13 protein-coding genes are annotated in these 17,632 nt (G+C 46.6%); all 13 read right to left on the bottom strand.

The window, feature by feature from the left end:
• The 13 genes from MUB50_RS12295 to MUB50_RS12235 all read right to left on the bottom strand — a co-directional run bounded on the left by MUB50_RS12295 (position 1) and on the right by MUB50_RS12235 (position 17,627).
• Positions 1-1,548 (bottom strand): GH25 family lysozyme, encoded by a 1,548-nt coding sequence (locus MUB50_RS12295; protein WP_244791211.1) that lies wholly within the window; start codon positions 1,546-1,548, stop codon positions 1-3.
• Positions 1,549-1,719: 171 nt separating this feature from the next.
• A complete protein-coding gene (locus tag MUB50_RS17060) occupies positions 1,720-4,629 on the bottom strand; it encodes a L,D-transpeptidase family protein (protein ID WP_244791213.1) in 2,910 nt (969 codons plus the stop codon).
• A 52-nt stretch (positions 4,630-4,681) separates the two neighbouring features.
• The gene (locus MUB50_RS12285; protein WP_118515018.1) at positions 4,682-4,945 is read right to left on the bottom strand and encodes an HPr family phosphocarrier protein; all 264 of its coding nucleotides are present in this window, start codon (positions 4,943-4,945) and stop codon (positions 4,682-4,684) included.
• 58 nt (positions 4,946-5,003) lie between these two features.
• Positions 5,004-6,305 carry a CdaR family protein gene (locus tag MUB50_RS12280; protein WP_118515020.1) on the bottom strand — a complete coding sequence of 434 codons (1,302 nt, stop codon included), beginning with the start codon at positions 6,303-6,305 and terminating at the stop codon, positions 5,004-5,006.
• Entirely contained in the window at positions 6,286-7,170 is an 885-nt protein-coding gene (cdaA, locus tag MUB50_RS12275; protein WP_118515022.1) for a diadenylate cyclase CdaA, read from the bottom strand. Before cdaA ends, MUB50_RS12280 begins: the two co-directional genes overlap by 20 nt.
• 42 nt (positions 7,171-7,212) lie before the next feature.
• The gene (locus MUB50_RS12270; protein ID WP_138276583.1) at positions 7,213-8,322 is read right to left on the bottom strand and encodes a hypothetical protein; all 1,110 of its coding nucleotides are present in this window, start codon (positions 8,320-8,322) and stop codon (positions 7,213-7,215) included.
• Positions 8,319-8,753, bottom strand: coding sequence for a hypothetical protein (locus tag MUB50_RS12265; protein WP_118625880.1), 435 nt, complete (start codon positions 8,751-8,753; stop codon positions 8,319-8,321). The genes MUB50_RS12270 and MUB50_RS12265 overlap by 4 nt, the downstream gene beginning before the upstream one ends.
• Before the next feature lie 147 nt (positions 8,754-8,900).
• Positions 8,901-9,608 (bottom strand): ComF family protein, encoded by a 708-nt coding sequence (locus tag MUB50_RS12260; RefSeq protein ID WP_244791215.1) that lies wholly within the window; start codon positions 9,606-9,608, stop codon positions 8,901-8,903.
• Positions 9,605-11,878 (bottom strand): SF1B family DNA helicase RecD2, encoded by a 2,274-nt coding sequence (gene recD2, locus MUB50_RS12255; RefSeq protein ID WP_118515120.1) that lies wholly within the window; start codon positions 11,876-11,878, stop codon positions 9,605-9,607. Before recD2 ends, MUB50_RS12260 begins: the two co-directional genes overlap by 4 nt.
• A gap of 125 nt (positions 11,879-12,003) precedes the next feature.
• Positions 12,004-12,987, bottom strand: a complete 984-nt coding sequence (locus MUB50_RS12250; RefSeq protein WP_118515028.1) for a rod shape-determining protein — start codon at positions 12,985-12,987, stop codon at positions 12,004-12,006.
• A 132-nt stretch (positions 12,988-13,119) separates the two neighbouring features.
• Positions 13,120-15,969: an excinuclease ABC subunit UvrA gene (uvrA, locus tag MUB50_RS12245; RefSeq protein ID WP_244791217.1), complete on the bottom strand. Its 2,850-nt coding sequence runs from the start codon at positions 15,967-15,969 to the stop codon at positions 13,120-13,122.
• 154 nt (positions 15,970-16,123) lie between these two features.
• Complete coding sequence (gene hemW / locus MUB50_RS12240; protein WP_244791219.1) at positions 16,124-17,260, bottom strand: radical SAM family heme chaperone HemW; 1,137 nt, start codon at positions 17,258-17,260, stop codon at positions 16,124-16,126.
• Entirely contained in the window at positions 17,250-17,627 is a 378-nt protein-coding gene (locus tag MUB50_RS12235) for a hypothetical protein (RefSeq protein WP_244791221.1), read from the bottom strand. Before MUB50_RS12235 ends, hemW begins: the two co-directional genes overlap by 11 nt.
• Positions 17,628-17,632: the final 5 nt, after the last annotated feature.

Here is a 17,632-nt window from a genome sequence, read left to right as displayed (position 1 = left end):
TTATTTTTTCTTATTTGCTGCGGATACAGTTGTGTATACACCATCTTCATCAAATGTATAGCTCTTTCCGTTTTTCTTAATTGTACAGTTTTTGTACATGATTCCTGTTTCCGGATCAAAATAATATCTCTTTCCGTCCAGTTTGATCCAGCCTCTCTGCATCTTTCCATTGGAGCCAAAATAATAGGTATGGCTTTCATCGTTTCCGCTCCATGTATAGAATACATTTTTGACCATAACGCCGTCACCGCCAAAATAATATACATCATTCCTGCTGTTCATATACCGCACGTGTCTCATCATGTATCCATATTTGGCCTGAAAATAATAATAGTTCTTTCCCACCTTTTTCATGCCCTTTAATGCATGTCCGTTTTTGTCAAAATAATATTTTTTCTCCTTATAGGTGATCCAGGTATTTTTCACAAGGACTCCATTTTTGTCTACATATCTGGAAATGTTCTTGGAATCCCTGATCAGCTTTGAACGGCACATTCCTGCGGTCTTATGGATATAATATTTCTTATTTTTCACCTGAACCCAGCCGTATTTTTTGACACCATTGACATAATAAAATTTCTTTCCGTTCTCTGTTGCCCAGCCGGTTTTTCCTTTATAGTTGCTGGTATCCGGTCTGGTGGATGCTTTGTAGCCGGTCTGTGCATGCCATCTGGGTGTGATGATCTTGGTATAATCAACATAACCGAAGTCAATATCTACAGTAGAATAAGACGGGATTCCCGCAACCAGACCCTTGGTGGTATTCAGATATCCGCCACCGTCACCATCGGTGGACTGCCAGATGGTATATTTGTACTTTTTCTTGTCAGGAGCCGGGATCGTATCACCGTACCGCGCAAGCCATACATCATAACCTGTCATCTTGCTCCAGTCAAGCTTGTTGTCATACCAGTCTGTATTGCAGTAGATCATTGGATGATATCCGGCTTTTTTTACCTCATTGCAGAAGGTTTTTGCCAGATCCGCGATCTGTGATGCGGAAAGATTACGCATCTGATCATATTCAATGTCATAAACCACCGGATAGGATACTTTATATCCATCCATTTTACGGATGGCAAGCTGCGCTTCCTTCAGTGCCTGCTGTGTGTTCAGTGCAAGGCTGTACACATAGGTTCCTGTCGGAACCCCTGCCTTCTCTGCCTGTTTCATGTTATAATCATATGTGTTATCCGGATGGTTCAGGCCATAGGAGATCCTGACAAAGGCAAAATCTACATTGGACTTTTTGACCTGGCCCCAGTTGATAGTATCCTGCCACTCGGAAACATCGATTCCACGTGTGACAGCACCTTCCAGCTTCTGGCCGCTTCCGTTATAGCAGACACCATTGATCTTCTTCCAGGCATTTGAACTTACCCTGGAATTCTGTGTTGCCTTCCCGCTGGGGACTTTTTCTTCCTCAGCAACTGCCTCGCTTCGGTCTACACCTCCGCCGCCCATGGCCATCGCTGTAGTTCCCATTGTTCCGATTCCCAGCAGTGCTGCCATACAGCCTGCCACCAGCCATTTCTTCCAGTTTTTCATTTTAGTTTCCTTCCATAAAGTATGTTGTTTATTTTTGCATAACTTTTATTATACATATGGAAAAATGGAAAGTAAAGCCATATATGGAAAAAGACCGATGTCAGCTACATACAGCTGAACATCGGTCTTCTGTTATTCTATATATTTCTTTCTGGTACTGTTCGGTAAAGATCACGGAACTTCCGGGTCTGTAGGATCAAAGTTTCCGGCTCCACGGAAAGTTGCCAGCGGTCTGCGGCCTAATGGTCCCTTGAAGGATTCATTATTAACGTAATTTCCGCTGCTGTAAATGTGGATCGTAGAACCGTTACAGTTCTCATATACCCACTTCGCATCAGCCACACAGGTACGGATGCATCCGTGAGATGCAGGCTGACCAAGCTTCAGGTACTCACCTGCCGGAAGATTGTAAACACTCCTGGTCGATCCGGCTACGGAATGGATAAAGATTCCTCCCTGTCCGCATCCGTCAACATGTGTTCCGTACTGTCCCCAGGACGGTCCCATCAGTGGCTGCCATCTCAGACTGCGGCTCAGTCTGTATGTACCATCCCATGTAGGTGTTCCGGAAAGACCTACAGAAACACGGATCGTCTTAACCGGAATCGTCTTGCTGCTGTTTGTGTATACAGTCATAACACCGTTGGTCTTATCAACCTCCAGGTAATATGGTCCTCCGTAAATATTTGAAACATCATTGCGGCGGTAACCGTTCTTATCAAAGTAATACAGTTTTCCATCGATCCATCTGCTTGTATTGGTCAGATACTTGGAACCGCTGTTCGGATCGATATATTTGACCTGATCATAGTAATCGCTGACGATCACCCAGCCGGTGGAAAAACGTCCCTGGCTGTCCAGATAACCATTTACGGAACCACGCTTCATGGATTTATTTGTCACAACGGTATAGTTCTGCAGATAGTACCAGTATTTACCGACCTTCTGCCAGCCTGATTTTTTCAGAACGCCGTTGCCGCCTGCATAATACCACTTATTCTGGTAACGGATCAATGTACTCTTGTACATCCAGCCTCTGCGCGCATTAGCATCTGATGTTGCAAAGAAATAATAATTTTTACCGATCTTGGTCTTTCCGGTTGCAAGCTGTCCTGTGCTGTTGAAATAATAGCTCTTTTTGGAGGACTTGTTTGTTACCATCTGGCTCTTATAATGATTTCCATTTTTGTCGAAATAAAACCATCCGAAGAACTGGCCTTTTGCATCGGTCACCTTCTGCCAGCCATATTTTTCAACAATCTTTCCTGCTGTACTTCCGAAATAATAAATCTTGTTGGATGCACCCGGGCAACCATGCCAGCAATTCTTCCAGGAAACTCTCTGGCCATTGTCTCCGAAATAATATCTGCTGCCTTTATACTTCACAAGTTTTTTTGTAATGACGCGGCCCTTGCTGTCTGTAATATAATATGCGTTATTCTGCGCCTTCGCCATTGTATTCGTCATAACATAGCCGCTGGCATTCAGCATGTACCGATATTTCTTGGACATTACAGGTGATACATAAACTCCATGTTTCATGATCTGTCCACGTGTGGCAGCCTTCGGGCTACAATAGATAAAACGTTTCTGATTTTTGCTGTTTAAAACATATGTCCATCCGCCATAAAAGAGCTTTCCCGGGATCTCTCCTTCCTTTGATGCCGGCTGGAAGTAATACTGATATGTTGTGGAACCGGTTGTCAGCTTCAGGATCCCTGTTCGCGGTTTTCCGTTACGCATCAATGTATAATAAGCATTTCCGATCTTCTTGATCTTGCCTGCAAGGTTCTGAGCCTCTATGGATTTGTAATCACCCTGAGAATTATAATAGCGGAAAATAGTTCCTGTCCATAACCAGTAATTTCTCTTCTGCTGGCCAAGATTGGATGTCCACGGTGTGATCGCTTTTCCGGTGGAATCCGAATACAGGGAAGCTTTTGAGCTTTCAAGGAAATACCATTCTGTCTTCTGTGTTCCGGTATAACCTGCTGCACCCGGCTCACGGGTCATACGGCCGGTTACCAGATATCCGTCTTCATTAAAAAGATAATATCCCACATGTCCGTTGGTATCGATCTTAAGAAGACCATCCTGTGCAGTAAAATAATTGTCTTCGATGGAACCTGTTTCTGATGCCAGAGAAGCATTCCCTTCATCCATGGCAAGAGTCTCTGCATTATCTACGCTCTCTGATGTTTCGGCTGCAGCTTCTGTTTCTGCGGGTGCTGTCTCTGTGGATGCTGTCTCTGTGGATGCTGTCTCTGTAGAAGCTTCTGCTGCGGATACTTCCTCTGTAGAAACTTCTTCTGCTGCACCTTCCTCGGCTGCAGTCTCCTGCTCTCCTTCTGCTGACTCATTCTGGATTGCCTGAGCCTGCTCACTCTCTGCTGCACCATCCTGAAGCGCTTCAGTCTGCTGTACTTCCTGTGCTGCTACAGCTGTTTCATCAACTGTTTTCTGCTCTTCTTCGCTGCTTTCTGCCGGATTCTCAGAAGCTTTTCCCTCCGGGGCTGCAGATGCAGCAACCTTCTTTTTGCGGAGTCTGTAAAAACCGTTTGCAGAAACCCAGTCACTTGTCTTTGCAACGACTACACCGTTTACCAGTGATGCTCCGGTAGCAAAAGTTTCCTCTGCCTTGTTGTTCTCTACTTTGTTCTGTACTGCGGTATCTGTTGCCGGTGCATCCAGTTCCCGTGCATCACCTGCACTGAAATCATCACCCGGATCTGTACTGTCCTCCGGTGTCGCATCCGGTGCTTCTGTAACCTCCGGTGTCTCTGTAGTTTCCGGTGTTTCTGTAATCTCCGGTGTTTCTATAACATCCGGTGTCTCTGCCGGATTCTCCGGTTCAGCCGGTGTTTCTTCTGAACTGTCAGTACTACCTGTCTGATCCGCTTCTGTCTTCGGCTGCTGTACAGTCGTTCCCTCTTCATCACTGAATACATCCTCAGCCGGATCGCCGGCTGTCTCTGCTGCCATCTGCACGTCTGTACTTCCCAAAGCCGCAGCGCCGGCTTCCAGAGTTCCGCCCATGCATAATGTCAGACTAAGAAAAATTGCCACAACTCTTCTCTTCACAATAATCCCTCCTGATCATGCTGCTGTAAATAATTACTGTATCTGTTACGTATCATTCGCCCAGTCCGCCTTCGATAAGAGCCACAAGTGCATCTATCGCAGCCTGTTCATCCTCACCCTCGCAGACCAGTGTGATCTCATCCCCGTTTTTTACACAGGCCCCCAGAACACTCAGAACACTTTTGGCATTCGCTGTACCTCCGGCATACTGAAATGTTATGGACGATTTGTATTTTATTGCCTCGCCGCATAAAAGCCCTGCGGGACGAAGATGAAGCCCTGACGGGTTCCTGACCGTTACCTTATAACTTAACATTGCTGCTGTCTCCCTTTATATTACTTATCCTTCAAACCTTGTCAAAAGCTATGGTCTTTTACTGATTGCTGCTGTCTACATTGGAAACCTTAGAGATTTTGATCTCCGCAGTTACATCCTCCAGCAGTTTGTAGCCTTCCGGAAGACTGATTTTGATCGGTACTTCGTAGCTGCCCTCCTCCCAGTCATCCATGGAAAGTACTGCTCCTACCGACTTCAGATCGAATTTGGAAAGATCTTCGTCTTCCGCCTGCACCTTCAGCTCAATATCTGCAACTTCAAATGCCAGCTGCAGATCATCAGGCAGACCTTTTACTTTGATATCCTCTGTCGGGAAGCTGTATATCTTACTGCCCTCCGGCAGGATATTGACTGTGATCCAGAGGTCCGTGCTGGATCCAGATGTCAGCTTAAGGCCATCCGGAAGAAGCTCTGACAGGTTTACTTTCTTTTCCACGTCATTGCTCTTTCCTGAAATATCCACATTCTCATTATCAAGATAAATAGTATTTCCCTGAAGTTTCAGATTATCCAGTGCTTCTTCACTTCCGGCTACGCTGAAAGTCTCCGGTACTGTCGTGACACTGTCCACAACATAACCTTCTGCCGGTTCTCCCGTATATCCCGCACTGATCCGTATATCAGAACGCACCTTCCAGAGCTTTGCCGTGACATTGACCTTTCCGTTGTTGTCAAATTTCAGATAGCTCATGGAATTTGATGAAAGTGTATCCTGATTCTTATCTGTAATGGTCAGTTCTGCGCCTGTGATCGTCGTATCCTGGTCGATTCCCTCAAGCTTTGAACTTACATCCACACTCACACTATCTATTTTACCAACCAGGGATTCCGGTCCTGTAATACGGACTTTTTCCGGATTTGCAGTAAGAGAAGCAACCTCCAGCCCCTGTGCAGGCTTGCTGTCATCACTGGTAACATTGATTGCAAATTCCTTGGTTACCTTTTTTTCCAGATGGACACTTAGATTCTGCGGTGACACCCTGACATTCTCCGGAAGTATCCCGGAACAGGTTGCTGTAATGGGGATCATTACAGGATCTGTATCGGTAGACTGGGCCTGCTGCAGGTCTGCAACTGCCTTAATATCACTTGAGGTGAGACGGTTGACTATCTTCCGCTCACCTGTAATATAAACACGTACTGAATTTTCACGATCATCCTGCATGACCATCTCGCCCAGCTGATCCACATAAGCTTCGTTGATGATCTGTACATCTGAGATCACAAAGCCTTTCGTAATGATAGGGTCATCAACATTTACTACGATCAGCCACACCAGGATTCCCACAATAATCGACATGATTTTCAAAGGGATGTTCTTAGTCAGATTTTTCTTCATGTTTCACTCTCCCTTTCAGCAGATTTCTCAGCTTACCGTTGTCAACAACCTTTTTATTCTGAGCAGAAACAAGTATTTCTCGAAGCTGTTTGCTGTTAAGCCCTCTGGATAACTCACCGCCTCTGGCCACAGAAACCTGTCCCGTTTCTTCCGAAACAATGATCGTAAGAGAATCCGTAGCTTCACTGATACCCACACCTGCTCTGTGTCTTGTTCCCAGCTGTTTGCTCAGTTCCATATTATCTGAAAGAGGCAGATAGCAGGTTGCTGCTACCACGCGGTTACCTCGCACGATCACCGCTCCGTCATGAAGAGGTGTATTATGCTCAAAAATATTGATCAGAAGCTGACTGGTAAGGATACCGTCAATATTGATACCGGTTCTCACATATTCATCAAGCCGGATCTCTTCCTCGATCACGATCAGTGCTCCGGTCTTAACTTCACCCATATCAAAACAGGCCTTTACCAGTTCATTGATAGTCTTGTCATTGAAACGCTCCTGTACTTCCCTGCCGGAATCAAAGGGAATAATGTTAGAAACAAACTTCTTCTGTCCCAGCTGCTCCAGGGCCTTCCTCAGCTCCGGCTGAAAGATTACGATCACACCGATCACCAGCACATTAGCCAGATTCCGGAAGATCCAGAGGATCGTATTCATTTTGAAGATATATGCGACCAGGATAAATCCAAGGACGATCAAAATGCCCTTCAGAAGGGTATATGCACGTGTGAATTTGATCCATGCCATAAACTGATATACAAAAAAGGAAATCAGTCCGATCTCAATGATATCTATCACGCCAAATCCCGGAAGGGAAATTTTTCCCAGATATCCGACCACAACTGTCAGCACATTCTGCATAAGTCTCCTCCTTTCTTCCTGAGCTATTCCAATCGTTCCTGTTTAAAGATCCTTCAGTGATTCCTCCAGCTGTTTTTCGAAATCGATCTTGTCCAATCCCTGCGGTTTCTCACTTACTGTATTTTCGGAAACCATATCCGGCATCTTTACTGTATGCATTTCTTTCTTCTCATGAAATACATCATCACTGAAAGACACAACACTGTCTTCTTTTTTTTCTTCCTTTACCGGCTCCGCATTGATCTTTTTGATACTTCTCTCAGAAGTGGCGACCGATGCCTTCGGAACGGCTTTTACGTAGTAATAGTACTCATCATCCTCATATTCCAGACGTTCTGTTCTGCTGTAATCTCCGCCAAAAACAAAGAACTCCAGAACAAATCCTGCCAGTACGGAAACCACTGTGGACAGGATCATCGGCACCATGGCTACCGTAATACTAAGGCAGAAATCTCCGGCAAGGATAATCAGGATATAGATCACGCCGCCGGCAATGACAGCGATCCTCCATGCATAATCAAACGCCCGTGTTCTCAGAAGGTTCACAAACAGGACCACTGCCACAAACGCAATCACCGTGATCCACATTGCCCAGTTGTGGACAAGTCCGTCAGAGATCAGCTTCAGTTTTTCTGTGATCTCTGCGGCAGGATCACTGAGTGCCGCCGACTGCGCATGTACAAACCGTATAAAATAATAGATCACAACACCGCATCCGGCCGGAAGCGCTGACAATGCGCTGCCCAGCAGGCCTGCTCCGATCGGCATAAGTGCAGGAACACCAAATCCAAAGGAAAGTGGTGTAAGGATCATTGCAAGATTCTGTGACCTGCTGAATCTGAGGAACAGAATCATCATCAACAGAATAAGAAGCAGCATAAATCCTGCCGTTTCGATCCCGACTGCATAACAGTGACCGATCATCAACGCAAATCCCATAAACATCATCACGGAAACCGGAAGGATCGAACATACAAGCGCCAGGATCAGGACAATAAAAATATTATCCAGCTGTTTCATGTAGCCCATATTGCTGTTGATCCAGAGAAAATAGGCAAATGCCAGAACAAACTTCAGGACCGGCAGTATATATACTTCATATTGTCCGTAAAATCTTTTGATATTCTGTTTGATCTCAAGTAAAGCTGTCATTTTCTATGTCCTCCTGCATTTCTCCGGACCGGATTTCTTTTTTCCTCCCGCCCGTAGATTTTTTCCAGTCTCGTAAGATCCTGATAATATTCCCTGACACTTTTTTTTGCCCGGAAATATTTCACAGAATACTGGATGTAGGTCAGTATCGAATACATGACAAGTACGATCAGATAACCGACGACGATATAGATCCCAACCTCGACCAGATTAATCTTATTCACATTATCCATAAGATATTCGCTGAAATATGCAGCAACACCTGCAAGTCCCAATACATACCCGATCGTTACCAGAAAAAAGTTTCTGATCAGTGCAAGTCCAATATAATCACTTCGATAATATCTGCTCACCGGAAGATACTTCCTGCCTTCGCCATGTTCATACATAGCCAGACGGTTCATGATCTTCACTTTTTCTTCATTTACCATAAAAATAACTCCTCATAAGCTTTCTTTATCAGGAAAATCCCCGATATATGATCCGCATTACGCTTTCCATACAGTTATACTGTTTAACTGCAATCAAATTTATTGTAGCATAGTTCCATACCTATGAAAAGTGTTTTTTCGGCTGTTTCATGCCCTTCCTGCGCATATTGTCAGAAAATAAACTTTCTCTGCACCGGCCTCAAGAAGACACATTGCCATGGCATCTGCTGTACTTCCTGTTGTGTATACATCATCCACCACAAGTACAGAAAAACCCGTGATCTTTTCGGTTACCCGATATGCATTTTTCAGGTTCTGACGCCTCTGTATGGCATTGAGTTTTTTCTGAGATCTTGTGCTTCGTATCTTCTTTACCAGATGCTCATTCCATGGGATCCCTGTAAGATCACTGAGCCTTTCTGCCAGATACGCTGCCTGGTTAAAGCCTCTCATCCTTTTTTTTCTGGGATGCAGAGGAACGGGAACGATCAGATCAGGCTTCCACCGTTCCAGATATTTTTTTCCGAAGACGCTCATTGCCTTTGCATAAAAATCCCCATATTCCCGACATCCGTAATACTTAAATCGTACCAGAGACTGTCTCCAGACCTCTCCGTACCAGAAAATACTTCTGCCCTCCGTAAAATGATGAGCACCCTTGCGGCAGTCTTCACAGTATTCTTCTTCCATTTTTACTGGTCTTCCGCATTTCATACACCGGGGACCGGATATAGGTCTGACCTTTCCGGAACACTCCGGACAGATCAGCCGATCTTTTTCTTTCAGTATCTGATGACACAGCGGGCATTTTTTCGGGTAAATCATGTCCAGTAAAAAATCTGCTGTTTTTTTCAAGAAAGTCCTTTCTCCCCGATGGCGCTCTCTTTCTGTTCAGATTCATCCAGCTCCCGGATCCGTCTGTCCAGAGAGCTGTATCTCTGCTGCTGTTTTTCATTGCGGATCATCTCCGCAAAAGTGGTCTCGCTGCCTACTACGGTAACACATTTTCTGGCTCTGGTCACTGCTGTATACAGAAGATTCCGATTCATCAGCATCCTTGGTCCGGAAAGGATCGGAAGGATCACTGCCGGATATTCTGAGCCCTGGGACTTATGTATGGTCACTGCATAGGCAAGTTCCAGTTCCTCAAGCTGTTTGAAGGAATATTCTGCCTGTCTGCCATCCTCAAATTCCACGGTGGCCGTTTCCGCAAATTCATTGATCTCCGTCATAATACCGGTATCTCCGTTAAACACGCCCACGCCTTTATCCACAGGAATCTTGTATCGTCCAAGGATTTCCCACTCCAGCTGGTAATTGTTCTTCACCTGCATCACCTTATCCCCTTCACGGAAAAGACGCTGTCCGATCTCTTTCTCCTTTTTCTTTTCATCCGGCGGGTTCAAATATCTCTGAAGGATCTGGTTCAGCCGCTCCACACCTAAAAGTCCCTTACGCATAGGAGTGAGCACCTGAATCTCATAAGGCTTTGCATCTACATAACGCGGAAGCTTCTCCTGGATCAGTGCGATCACCACACGGATAATGATGTCCGCGTCATATCTTTTCAGAAAAAAGAAATCTCGGCTCTTGTTATTGATGGTCACCTGCTCGCCCCGGTTGATCTTATGGGCATTCACCACAATATCACTTTCAGATGCCTGGCGGAAAATCTTTTTCAACTCTACTACCGAAAAACAGCCGCTGCGGATAATATCCCTCAGAACATTTCCCGGGCCTACACTGGGAAGCTGATTTTCATCACCTACCAGGATCAGCCTGGTCCCTGCTGTCACTGCAAGAAGCAATGAATGCATCAGTGCGATATCTACCATGGACATCTCATCAATGATGATCACATCCGCTTCCAGCGGATTCTCCGAATTCCTGTCAAAATGAACTGCACGGCCTTCCTGCTCTTCCTCCGGCATCCCGTTCAGTTCCAGAAGTCTGTGGATCGTCTGAGCCTCGTATCCGGTAGCCTCTGTCATTCGCTTGGCTGCACGGCCGGTAGGGGCTGCAAGCCGCAGCTCAGCGCCTTCCTCTTCAAAATAACGGATAATAGCATTGATCGTTGTAGTCTTTCCGGTTCCCGGCCCTCCAGTCAGAATGAACAGACCATGACTGGCAGCTGCCGCCACTGCCTGTTTCTGCATTTCATCTAACCGGGTTCCTGTCTCCTTTTCGATCCTGTTGATCCGTTTCTCCACCATCTCCTCATCTTCCGGGCAGAGAATGTTCAGCTCACAGAGCATTCTGGCTGAATTCAGCTCAAGATAATAATATCGTGTGGGATAGACAACTGCACCTTCTTCTGTTTCTTTCAGGATCAGTTTCCGGTCTACTATCATGTCCATGAGATGTTTTTCCATGTAGGAGGAATCTACTCCCAAAAGTCCGGATGCCCTGGAAAAAAGTTCCTCCTTCGGAAGATAGATATGGCCTTCTCCTGAAGCCTGTAGGAGAGTATACAGCATTCCGCTTCTTATCCTGTAATCTGAATCTGTATGGATCCCGATCCGGGAAGCGATCTCATCTGCGATACGGAATCCCACACCACTGATATCCTCTGCAAGGCGATACGGATTCTCCTGCAGGACTCCATATACAGTCTGTCCGTATTTCTGATAGATCTTTGCGCCGAGATTCAGCGATATCCCGTATTTCTGGAGAAAGATCATAGCGCGGCGCATATCTGCTTTCTCCGTCATCTGTTCTGCGATCTCCATGGCCTTTTTTTCGCTGATTCCCTTGATCTCAGCCAACCGCTCCGGTTCTTCCTCCACAATACGCATGGTATCATCGCCGAAACGACGTACGATCCTGGCCGCCAGTGCCGCACCGATCCCTTTGATCGCGCCGGAACCCAGATAACGTTCCATGGCCAGTGCATCCTCCGGCATTTTTTCTACGTAGGAGGATATCTGAAACTGTTTACCATACACCGGATGTGTTGTATAATTTCCGGAAGCTTCAATGGCAGCCCCCTGGGTGATTGCAGGAAATGTTCCCACACAGGTCAGTTCCTGTTCCTCTTCCATCCCTTTCAGTACCATGACCGTATATCCATTATCTTCATTCCGGAAGATCACATGATCTATATATCCTGTAACTGTCTCACTCATTTTCTTCTCCATCTGTAAACCTCTGATAACAGCAAAAGGCACTGCAGCTGCAGCGCCTTATCTGTATGAGTTTCCTGCGGCAATCTCTTCTCTGCTCCTGTGCCGTCCAGACGACCCATAACGGTTTACATCCTTGACATGATTTCCGCATATTTTCCTGTTCCTGCAGCCACTACAAGCATTGCATCCTGTACAGTCAGTGTGCTGACTCCTGTTTTCTGCTCGATCAATGTATCCATTCCATGCAGCATGGCACCTCCACCTGTAAGAACGATTCCTCTGTCCATGATATCTGCCGCCAGCTCTGGTGGTGTTTTTTCAAGAACACCATGTACAGTTTCCACAATCTGCCCGGTCGTTTCCCTTAAAGCGGTCCGGATCTCCTCAGAAGTCAGTGTTGCCACCTTCGGAAGTCCTGTGATGATATTTCTGCCCTTGACCTCCATCGTTCGAAGATCCGCTTCTTCACTGGCTGTTCCGATCTTGATCTTGATATTCTCCGCTGCATCCTCCCCGATAAAGAGACTATGCTTCTCACGTACATAATTCATGATCGCATGATCAAAATTATCTCCTGCAACCTTCACAGAAGCGGAAACAACCACTCCCCCTACCGATATGACCGCAACATCCGTGGTTCCTGCACCGATATCCACGATCAGATTACCAAATGGCTTGGTGATATCTACACCTGCACCGATAGCAGCAGCGATAGGCTCGTCCACAAGAAAAACTTCCCTGGCTCCTGACTGATAGGCAGCTTCCTCAATTGCTTTACGCTCAATCTCCGTGATCCCACTCGGAACACTGATGCTGACTCTCGGTTTCCGGAACGCTCTTCGTCCCATAGCCTGTGAAATAAAATATTTCAGCATCTTTTCCATTACATTATAATCTACGATCACACCTCTTCGGATCGGCCAGATCACTTCCATATTGGAAGTCAGATGGCTTGCCATCTGTCTGGCTTCCTCACCGATTGCTCTGATCTTCTCTGTATCTTTATCATAAACAACCACAGAGGGCTCTCTTAAAACGATCCCCTTGCCTGTGGAAAACACCAGACTGTTTCTGGTTCCCAGATCGATTCCAATATCCTTTGCCGGCATAAATCCTCCCGCCTGCGTCATACTCATTCGTATGCTGACGCATTTCTGACTTATTCTGTTCCGGTCTGTGCCGAAACGTTCCCGCACTTCATTATATACAAAACCACAGAAATTGAAAAGAACTTTTACCGGTTATTTCTGTTCCAGATATTTTTTCACATATTTACCGGTGTAGGAAACCGGATTCTCTGCTACTTCCTCCGGAGTTCCTCTGGCAATTACCGTTCCGCCTCTGTCACCGCCTTCCGGTCCGATATCAATAATATGATCCGCCGTCTTGATCACATCCAGATTGTGCTCAATGACCACAACTGTGTTTCCTCCTTCAGACAGACGGCGCAGGATCTCGATCAGCTTGTGGACATCCGCAAAGTGCAGTCCTGTGGTAGGCTCATCCAGGATATAGATCGTCTTTCCGGTACTGCGCTTGCTGAGTTCTGTAGCAAGCTTGATACGCTGTGCTTCTCCTCCGGAAAGAGTAGTGGAGGGCTGCCCCAGACGGATATAGGAAAGCCCTACATCATACAGGGTCTCGATCTTTCTCCTGATCGACGGTACATTCTCAAAAAATGTCAGTGCTTCTTCCACAGTCATATTCAATACATCATAAATGCTCTTGCCCTTATACTTCACTTCCAGAGTCTCACGATTGTAGCGTTTGCCCTTGCAGACTTCGCAGGGCACATATACATCCGGAAGAAAATGCATCTCGATCTTGATGATTCCGTCACCGCTGCAGGCCTCGCACCGTCCGCCCTTGACATTAAAACTGAAACGGCCCTTCTTGTAGCCCTTTGCCTTGGCATCTGCGGTGGCTGCAAAAAGATCACGAATCTGGTCAAAAACCCCGGTATATGTGGCAGGATTGGAACGGGGAGTTCTTCCGATCGGGGACTGGTCGATATTGATCACCTTATCCAGCTGATCGATACCCAGGATGTCATCATGTTTCCCGGGGATCACTCTGGCACGGTTCAGGTCTCTGGCAAGTCTCTTGTACAAGATCTCATTGATCAGAGAGCTCTTACCGGAGCCGGAAACACCTGTGATACAGGTCATCACTCCCAAAGGAATATCTACGTCGATATGCTTCAGGTTGTTCTCTGCCGCACCCTTTATATGAAGAAATCCGATTGGTTCCTTCCTCACTTCCGGTACCGGGATCTTCAGCCTTCCGCTTAAATAAGCTCCTGTCACAGACTCCTCATTTTTCATCAGATCCTCAGCTGTCCCCATTGCGACCAGTTGTCCACCATGTTCTCCGGCTCCGGGGCCGATATCGATGACACAGTCTGCCGCACGCATGGTATCTTCATCGTGCTCCACCACGATCAGACTGTTTCCAAGATCACGGAGACGCATCAGTGCCCCCAGAAGCTTGTCATTATCTCTCTGGTGAAGCCCGATACTCGGCTCATCCAGGATATATGCAACCCCCACAAGCCCGGATCCGATCTGTGTGGCAAGACGGATTCTCTGAGCCTCTCCGCCGGAAAGGGTTCCGGTAGCTCTTCCAAGCGAAAGATACTCCAGACCAACCTCTGCCAGAAATCCAACCCTGGCGCGGATTTCCTTCAGGATCTGCCTTCCAATAAGCTCCTGCTGCTTTGAAAGCTTCAGATTGCGGAGAAAACCCTGCAGCTTCTGTACCGGCATATTGGTCACTTCATAAATATTCTTATCCGCCACGGTCACTGCCAGTGACTCTTTCTTCAGCCTCTGCCCCTTACATGTGGTGCACGGAGTAATCTGCATAAAGCTCTCGTATTCCTGCTTCATGGCCTCGGAACCGGTTTCACGGTATCTCTGCTCCACATTGCGGATCAGTCCCGGGAACGCCACATCGTAAACACCTTCTCCCCGCTGTCCTTTATAATAAACCTTCACAGAACGACCGCCGGTACCATGGATGAGGATATCCTGAACCTTCTTCGGATACTCGCAGAAAGGCGTATCCAGAGAAAATTCATATTCCCTCGCCAGGGCATCCAGAATCGCTCTGGAAAAGCTTCCCTGCGTGGTACAGGACTGCCACCCGAGAACAGCAATAGCCCCTTCATTGATACTCAGTTTCTTATCCGGGATCATCAGATCGATATCAAATTCCATCTTATATCCAAGCCCCAGACACTGCGGGCAGGCACCAAATGGATTATTAAAGGAAAAACTCCTGGGTTCGATCTCATCAATGCTGATGCCACAATCCGGGCAGGAAAAACTCTGGCTGAAATTCAGAAGCTTCCCGTCCATAGTGTCTACTACCAGCAGACCATCCGCCAGATCCAGTACGGTTTCAATGGAATCGGAAAGACGCTTCTCTATTCCCGGTTTCACAATAAGTCGATCCACAACGATCTCAATGTTATGTTTGATATTCTTATCCAGCTTGATCTCCTCAGAAAGCTCATAGAGATTTCCGTCGATCTGCACTCTCACATATCCGCTTCTTCTGGCCTGATCCAGAAGTTTGACATGGGTTCCCTTGCGGCCCCGTACTACCGGTGCAAGAAGCTGGATCTTCTGGCGTTCCGGAAGCGTCATGATCTGATCCACCATCTGATCTACCGTCTGTTTGCGGATTTCCCTTCCACATTTGGGACAGTGCGGGATTCCCACACGGGCATACAGAAGTCGGAAATAATCATAGATTTCTGTTACCGTACCCACTGTAGAACGGGGATTCCGGTTCGTTGACTTCTGATCAATGGAGATTGCCGGCGGAAGGCCCTCGATACTCTCCACATCCGGTTTCTCCATCTGTCCCAGGAACTGCCTCGCATAGGAAGAAAGTGACTCCATATAACGTCTCTGTCCCTCTGCATAAATGGTATCAAATGCAAGAGATGACTTACCGGAGCCGCTGAGTCCGGTAAGTACCACAAACTGGTCTCTGGGAATATCGACGCTGAGATTCTTAAGATTATTCTCATTGGCTCCGCGTATCCTGATAAAACGCTTCTTATCGTTTGCTTCTGCTGACATGAAACCTCCTACTCTGTCCGGTCATACAAAAATATTCCGGTATTCTTCTCAACAGCAGAATCTACCTCTCTTATTCTGCTGTAAAACTTCTGATTTTTTATCAGTATACTGCCAGAACATCCGTTCGTCAAGGTGGAAAAATCGACAAATTTTTCTACAGCAGAAAATCCGCCATCACTCCATTGCTCACATGGATCCCCTTTCTTGAAAGATATATCCTGTCTCCTTTTTGTTCCAGCATTCCGATCTCCAGATGCTTTTTCAGGACCTCTCCATAAACGTTTTCCATATTTTTTCCGAAATATTTCGCAAACTCTTCCATTGAAACGCCCTCTGTCATCCGAAGCCCCAAGAACATAAACTCAGCCATCTCATCTGCCTCCGTAAGGCTCTCCATATTCTGGCGGATCTTATCCGGAAACGCACTGTTTCCAATATATTCCTTCATATCCGCAGTATTGGAAAAACGCATATGATCCAGAAGTGAAGACGCCCCAAGTCCCAGCCCCAGATAATCGATTCTCTGCCAGTATCCCTTATTATGGCGGCATTCCCGTCCGCCTTTTGCATAATTGGAGATCTCGTACTGATGAAACCCATATTCCTCCAGGATCCCTGCCGTATTCTCATACATACGGTACTCCGTATCCTCATCCGGTAATTTCAGTTTTCTCTCTCCGAAAGGAGTGCCTTCCTCAATGATCAGACTGTAGGCGGAAATATGTTCCGGCGAAATCCCTGCCACCGTGCGGAGATTTTTTTCCCAGTCTGCATAGGTCTGTTCCGGAATGGCACTCATCAGATCGATATTGATATTGGAAAAGCCTGCATCCCTTGCCATAAAAAAGCTCTCCTGAAACTCTTCCCACGTATGGATCCTTCCAAGGATCTTTAATTCCCGGTTCTGCGGGGACTGAAGCCCCAGACTCAGCCGGTTGATCCCGTGTTCCAGATATATCTGAAGTTTTTCTTTATATAAAGTCCCCGGATTTGCTTCGATGGTGATCTCAGCATCCGGGGCCATAAAAAACTTATTTCTGATCTGATCCACTATCTCTCCCACAAGAGACGGATCCGGCACGGAAGGTGTTCCTCCGCCGATAAAAACTGTGGTGATCTCCCTGTCCGAAAAATCCGGAACAGCAGCGATCTCCCTTTCCAGAGCCTGGAAATATTCACGCTGCCTCTCTTTTCCTGCAGGTCCGGAAAGAAAATCACAGTAATCGCATTTTTTTACACAAAACGGAATATGGATATAGAGCTCCAGCGGTTTTTTCACCTCATTCTCCATCCATGGCTCCTTCCTCTCCACCGGCATCTGTTGCATCAGTATCTTCACCGGAGGCTGCAGCTTCACCGGCAGTATCCGTGCTTCCATCCGAAGCAGCCGGTGTCGGTGTCACGCCATCTATCCCCAGAGCCTCGCTGCCGTTTTCTGCCAGGTACTCATTGACCATTGTCAGATTTCCATTGCTCGTCACTGCATCCGGATCTACGGTTTTCGGATCAGGAGTGGCAGTCGGTTCCGGCGCTGCGCTGATTTTGATCACACTTTCCTCTTCTGCATTTTTCTTCTTTGAACCACATCCGGTAAGCAGAGCTCCTGTCATAGCCAGAAGTCCTGCTGCCAGAAACAGTTTTTTTATATTTTTTTTCAAAAAGT

The organism is Blautia sp. NSJ-140, from assembly GCF_022868965.1.
Lineage (GTDB): Bacteria > Bacillota > Clostridia > Lachnospirales > Lachnospiraceae > Blautia_A.
Note: the sequence above shows the minus strand (reverse complement) of the source record. Positions and strands in the feature narration are given on the sequence as shown.